Source organism: Thermus sp. (genome assembly GCF_056332225.1).
This window is the reverse complement of sequence record NZ_JBWGQW010000069.1, coordinates 1-5,624: the sequence shown is the minus strand read 5'-3', so window position 1 is coordinate 5,624 and position 5,624 is coordinate 1. Positions and strand designations below refer to the sequence as shown.

General features: G+C 69.2%; 6 protein-coding genes and 1 pseudogene. 5 read left to right on the top strand and 2 right to left on the bottom strand.

From position 1 onward, the window contains the following. Together AC01Y6_RS09310 and AC01Y6_RS09305 are read right to left on the bottom strand one after the other, a co-directional pair. Nucleotides 1–720 (bottom strand): acetyl-CoA hydrolase/transferase family protein (locus AC01Y6_RS09310; RefSeq protein WP_476671246.1); only part of this gene is annotated, 720 nt, incomplete at its 3' end. Next, entirely contained in the window at nucleotides 717–1,778 is a 1,062-nt protein-coding gene (locus tag AC01Y6_RS09305; RefSeq protein ID WP_428715804.1) for an alanine dehydrogenase, read from the bottom strand. The genes AC01Y6_RS09305 and AC01Y6_RS09310, both read right to left, overlap by 4 nt. A gap of 87 nt (nucleotides 1,779–1,865) precedes the next feature. Between AC01Y6_RS09305 and AC01Y6_RS09300 the strand changes: the two genes are divergently transcribed. From AC01Y6_RS09300 to AC01Y6_RS09280, 5 genes and pseudogenes are all read left to right on the top strand, one after another. Further along, nucleotides 1,866–2,342, top strand: a complete 477-nt coding sequence (locus tag AC01Y6_RS09300; RefSeq protein ID WP_347240434.1) for a DUF456 domain-containing protein — start codon at nucleotides 1,866–1,868, stop codon at nucleotides 2,340–2,342. A 9-nt stretch (nucleotides 2,343–2,351) separates the two neighbouring features. Beyond that, the gene (locus tag AC01Y6_RS09295; protein ID WP_347240432.1) at nucleotides 2,352–2,591 is read left to right on the top strand and encodes a glutaredoxin family protein; all 240 of its coding nucleotides are present in this window, start codon (nucleotides 2,352–2,354) and stop codon (nucleotides 2,589–2,591) included. An 8-nt stretch (nucleotides 2,592–2,599) separates the two neighbouring features. After that, a complete protein-coding gene (lgt, locus tag AC01Y6_RS09290; RefSeq protein WP_347240440.1) occupies nucleotides 2,600–3,430 on the top strand; it encodes a prolipoprotein diacylglyceryl transferase in 831 nt (276 codons plus the stop codon). A 4-nt stretch (nucleotides 3,431–3,434) separates the two neighbouring features. Next, on the top strand, nucleotides 3,435–4,508 hold the full coding sequence (locus AC01Y6_RS09285) for a cystathionine beta-lyase (protein ID WP_347240431.1): 1,074 nt from the start codon (nucleotides 3,435–3,437) through the stop codon (nucleotides 4,506–4,508). A gap of 94 nt (nucleotides 4,509–4,602) precedes the next feature. Next, nucleotides 4,603–5,624 (top strand): annotated as a pseudogene (locus tag AC01Y6_RS09280) (IS1634 family transposase); the annotation flags it as partial.

Genomic DNA, 5,624 nt, shown 5'->3' with positions numbered 1-5,624 from the left:
GACCCCGTCGGAGATCATCTCCGTGTGCACCCCGAGGTCCTTCCGCCCCTCGAGGCTCGCCAAGACGGCGTCGGGGATGGCCCCGATGCCCATCTGCAAGGTGGCCCCGTCCTCAATGAGGCCCGCCACGTGCTCCCCGATCCTCCGCTCCACCTCGCCGAAGCCTTCCCGCTTGAGCTCGGGCAGGGGCCAGTCCAGCTCCACGATGGCGGTGAAGCGGGAGACGTGGACGAAGGTGTCCCCCAGGGTTCTCGGCATCCTGGGGTTCACCATGGCGATGACGAGGGGGGCGGCCTCGAGGGCGGCCTTGGTGGCGATGACCTCCACCCCCAAGGAGCAGAAGCCGTGCTCGTCGGGCGGGGAGACCTGGACGATGGCCGCGTCCAGGGGAAGGACCCGGCGCTTGAAAAGCCAGGGCACCTGGTGGAGCATGACGGGCACGTAGTCCGCCCGCCCCTGGTTCACCGCCTCCCGGTCGGCGGGGCCCACGAAGAGGGAGCGCCTCCGGAAGTGCCCCTCCATCTCCGGGGCGGCGAAGGGGTCCTCCCCCAGCTGCAGGAGGTGGACGAGCTCCACGTTTTCCAGCTCCTCCTTGCGGGCGGCGAGGGCCTTGAGGAGGGGCGTGGGAGTGGCGGCGTTGCCGGAGACGAAGACCCGCATCCCGGACCGGATGAGGGTCACGGCGTCCTCGGGGGAGGTGAGCTTCTTGCGGTAGCTCATTCTAGGTGGCCTCCTTTCTGGCCAAGGAGGAGGTAGGCCCCCTGGCGGAGGGCGGGGACCTTTAGGGGGTCGTCCCCCATCCTGAGCAGGAAGGGCAGGAGGGTGGCGGTGAGGGCGTGGCTCGCCGTGCGGGGCACCAGGGCGGGAACGTTGGGCAGGCAGAAGTGGGTGACGCCCATCTCCTGGTACAGGCCCACCCGGCTGGTCTCGGCGATGCCCCCCTGGTCAATGGCGAAGTCCAAAAGGACCGAGCCCGGGCGCATGCGGGAGAGGAGCTCCCGGGTGAGGAGGACGGGGGCGCGCTCCCCCGGCACGGCCACCGCCCCCACCAAAACGTCGGCGAAGGCCACGTAGCGCTCCAGGCGGCTTTGGGTGACGAGGGCGGTGACGGCCCCCGGGACCTCCCGGGCCGCCTCCTCCAGGGCGGGAAGGGCCTTGTCCAGGAGGTAGACCGAGGCCCCGGCTCCCAAAAAGGCCCTTCCCGCCGCCCGGCCCAGGACCCCCGCCCCCAGGACCACCACGTCCGCCGGGGGGATGCCGGGAAGGCCCGAAAGGAGCACCCCGGGGCCCAAGGGGGCCTCTAGAAGCCGCCCGGCGATCTGGGGCGCAAGCCTCCCGGCGATCTCGCTCATGGCCTTCAGGACCGGGCGCCTTTCCCCTTCCCCCACCAGCTCGTAGCCGATGGCGGTGAGGCCCTTTTCCGCCATGGCCCCGATGAGGCCGGACTCCGCGGTGGCCAGATGCAAAAAGCCCATGAGGGTGGCCCCGGGGCGGAGGAGGGCGACCTCCTCGAGGGTGGGCCTTCCCACCTTGAGCACCACTTCCGGGCGGCCAAAGGCCTCCTCCCGGCTCACCAGCCTGGCCCCGGCCTCCTCGTAGGCCTCGTCGGGAAAGCCCGCCCGCTCCCCGGCCCCCCGCTCCACGTAGACCCGGTGGCCCAAGGCGGCGAGCTCCCGCACCCCCTGGGGGGTGAGGGCCACCCGCCCCTCCCGCACCCCCTCCCCGAAGAGGGGAAGGTTTTTCAGCGCCATCCGTTCCTTGGGTAGGCCGATGTCCATACCCGCCTCCTGGCCCCAAGCTTACGGGAAGCCCTCTGGGCGGATGTCCCTTTCCCTTCTCATGGGCCCTGGCCGTAGGCTTTTCCCGTGGACGCCTTCGCCGACTGGCTCTTCGTGGTCCTCTGGATCCTCGGGGTCCTCCTCACCTTCCTCCCCTTGGTGCCCGCCACCTTGGTCATCCTCCTCGCCGCCTTCCTCCACGAGCTCCTTTTGGGTTTCCAAGAGCTTTCCCTGGGGACGTGGGTCCTCCTCGGAGTTCTGGCCCTCCTCGCCATGCTCCTGGACAACGTGGCGGCCCTCCTCGGCGCCAGGCGCTACGGAGCGGGCCGGGCGGGGCTCTGGGGAGCCTTTTTGGGTGGCCTCCTGGGCCTTTTTCTGGGGGTGTGGGGGGTCCTGGTCCTCCCCTTCCTCCTGGCGTGGCTCTTTGAGTACCTCTCGGGGCGCAGGCCCGAGGAGGCCCTAAAGGCGGCCTGGGGCACCCTGGTGGGCCTCATGGGGGGCGTGGCGGCCAAGGTGCTGGTCCACTTGGCCATGGGGCTTTGGGTCCTGCGCCAGATCTTCTAGGGGTGGGGTATGCTTTCCCCCATGGAGATCGTCTTCGTCACCCGGGAAGGGTGCGGGCTTTGCGAGAAGGCGGAAAGGGCCCTCTGGACCCTGGGGGTCCCCTACGTGGACCGGGACCCCGAGCTTTTTCGGCGGTACACCTTCCGGGTCCCGGTGCTCCTTTGGGGGGAGGAGGTGCTTCTGGAAGGGGTCTTTGGAGAGAAAGAGCTCGCCGAGCGCCTGGCGGCGCTTCTGGGAGGCCAGGAATGAACCCCACCATGATCCAGATCGGCCCCTTGAGGATCCAGTGGTACGGGTTTCTGCTCACCCTGGCCATCTTCATAGGCTTTGAGCTGGCCAAGAGGCGCTTAAAGGCCTGGGGGCTGGACACGGAGCGGTTTGAAACCGCCGTCTTCTGGGCCGTGGTGTGGGGGGTGGTGGGGGCGCGGCTCGGGTACGTCCTCACCTCCCCCGGCTATTTCCTGGAAAACCCGGTGGAAATCCTTTATATCTGGCACGGGGGGCTTTCCTTCCACGGGGCCATCCTGGGGGGCACCCTGGCCTTTTACTACTTCCACCGGAGGCGGGGCTATCCCTTGTGGCCCTACCTGGACGCCGCCACCCCTGGGGTGGCCCTGGGGATCATCGCCGGGAGGATCGGGAACCTCATGAACGGCTCCGACACCGCAGGCCGCCTCACCTCCTTGCCCATCGGCTTCACCTGGCCGGAGTGGGCCCGGGGTTTCCCCGGGGTCTGCCCCGGCATAGACGACATTTCCCAGGTGTACCGGTGCCAAGAACTCCTCCGGGGCCCGGTGCACCTGACCCAGGTCTACGGGGCCTTGGTGGGCCTCATCCTCCTGCCCCTCTCCTTCTACTGGCTCAGGAAAAAGCCTTTTTACGGGTACGCCTTCTGGAACTTCCTCCTGTGGTACAGCGTCCTCCGCTCGGTCCTGGAGGAGCCCTTCCGCCTGAACCCCCTTTGGCTTCCCATCTACCGCAACGAGGCGCTGGGCATCGGCCTCTTTACCGCCACCCAGGTGGTGAGCCTCTTTCTCGTCCTCCTTTCCCTCTACATGCTGAGGCGCCTGGGCCGGGCGGTAAGATAACCCCATGGTGCTTCCTCCCCGCAAGGACTCCTTGAAGTGGAGCGCCTACCCCGAGGGCGTCCTCCCCCTGTGGGTGGCGGACATGGACTTCCCCGTGGCCGAGCCCATCCGCAAGGCGATCCGGGAGCGGGCGGAGGGGTTTTTGGGCTACCCGCCCCGGGAAGGGGACCCGGAGCTCAAGGCCCTCCTCCTGGAAAGGGGAGGCCTCGAGGGGGAGGTGGCCTTCATGCCCGGGGTGGTGGTGGGGCTTTACGCCGCCGTGGCCGCCTTCACCGCCCCCGGGCAGGGGGTGCTGAGCCAGGTGCCCGTCTACCCCCCCTTCCTGGCCGCCATCCGGGAGCAGAAGCGCACCCTTCTCGCCAACCCCTTAAGGGAAACCGAGGAGGGGTGGCGGCTGGACCTCTCGGGCCTGGAGCGCCTGGCCTACGCCTCGAGGCTCCTCCTCTTCTGCCACCCGCAAAACCCCACGGGCCGGGTGTTCACCGAGGAGGAGCTTCTGGCCCTGGCCCAGATCGCCAAGAAGCACGACCTCATCGTGGTCTCCGACGAGCTCCACGCCCCCCTGACCTACGAGAGGCCTCACGTCCCCCTGGCCCGCTTCCTCCCGGAAAGGACCCTCACCCTGGTGGGCCCGGGCAAGGCCTACAACCTGGCGGGCCTGCCCATAGGGGCGGCGGTAGGGCCCAAGCCCCTGGTGGAGGCCCTGAAGCGCCACCTCCCCCACACCTTCCCCAACGTCCTGGCCATGGCCGCCTGGAAGGCCGCCCTCCTGGAAGGGGAGGACTGGCTTCGGGAAACCCGGGAAAGGCTTAAGGCGAACCGGGACCGGGTGGCGGCCTGGGCCAAGGAGGTGGGCCTCGGCCACTTCCCCCCGGAAGGCACCTACCTGGCCTGGCTCAAGACGGGGATCCCCAAGGCGGCGGCCTACCTCCTCCAGGAGGCCCGGGTGGCCCTGAACCCGGGGGAGAACTTCGGGGAGGGGTACGACCGCTACGTGCGCCTCAACTTCGCCACCTACCCCGAGGTCCTCGAGGAGGCCCTGAGGCGGCTCGGAGAAGCCCTGGGCCGGGGAGGCTAAGTGCCCGCACCTTGGCTTTGCAACACGGGATGCCCAAGCTTTGGCTGTGGGAAAGCTCTTTTGGGGCCCCCACCGCGGCTTTTGCCGCGGTGGGGTACTTAAAAGGGCGCGCCAGGCCTTCCCCTTCCCGGTGCGGGCCCTGCATGCGGACGCCACCAGCTTCCACGTGCACGGGCGGTACGAGGGGACGGAGGAAGAGGCCGGGGCTATCCGCCTCACCCACGGCTACAGCCGGGACCACCGCCCGGACCTCAAGCAGTGGGTGATGAACCTGATCTGCGCCGATACCGGGGGGATTCCCCTGCTCTTCGCTCCTGGGGATGGGAACCAGTCGGACCAGGAGGCCTTGGTTCCCCTGCTGGCGCGCTACCGCCAGGGCCTGGAACTGGGGGAGGTGGTGGTGCTGGACGGGGCCAGCTACAGCCAGGAGAACCTGAGGGCTCTGCGGGGGTTCTCCTGGATCATGCGGGTGCCGGCCACCCTAAAGGAGGCCAGGGCCCTGCTACGCGAGGAGTTACCCCAGGAGGCCTGGAGGCCTCTGCTGCCCGGCTACCGGGGGCTGATACTGTCTTGAGCGTCAAGCCACCCCCTGGACCACGTACGGGGGTGTGCGGCAGCGCTGGCTGTTGGTGGAGAGCCAGGAGCGGGCCGGGATGGAGGAAGCAAGCCTCCGGCAGCGGATAGTACGGGCCGAAGGGGAGGCGCGGAAGGTCCTGGGCCAGCTGACGGCTCGGACCTTCGCCTGTGAGGCGGACGCCCGGCGGGCCCTGAGCGAGGCCAGCGGCCGGCTTCCTTTGCACCGGCTAGTCTACCTGGGAGTGCAGGAGGAACGCCAATGGGGGCGGGTGGGCCGGCCGCGCAAGGGGGAGCGACCCTTGGCGGTGGTCTACCGCCTGCGGGCCCGCCTGGAGGTGGACGAGGAGAAGCTGGAGCGGGCGAGGCGGGGGCTGGGGCGGTTCCTCCTGGCCACCAACGTGCTGGACCGGGAGGGGCTTCCCCCTTGGGAGGTGCTGAGGCGGTACAAGGACCAGGCCCGGACGGTGGAGCGGGGGTTCCGGTTTCTGAAGGACCCCCTGTTCTTTACGGGGAGCACCTTCCTGAAGCGGCCCGAGCGGG

Coding starts and splice junctions, on each gene's coding strand:
- AC01Y6_RS09305 (WP_428715804.1), bottom strand. CDS start 1,778: ATGGACATCGGCCTACCCAAGGAACGGATGGCGCTGAAAAACCTTCCC.
- AC01Y6_RS09295 (WP_347240432.1), top strand. CDS start 2,352: ATGCTTTCCCCCATGGAGATCGTCTTCGTCACCCGGGAAGGGTGCGGG.
- lgt (WP_347240440.1), top strand. CDS start 2,600: ATGATCCAGATCGGCCCCTTGAGGATCCAGTGGTACGGGTTTCTGCTC.
- AC01Y6_RS09285 (WP_347240431.1), top strand. CDS start 3,435: ATGGTGCTTCCTCCCCGCAAGGACTCCTTGAAGTGGAGCGCCTACCCC.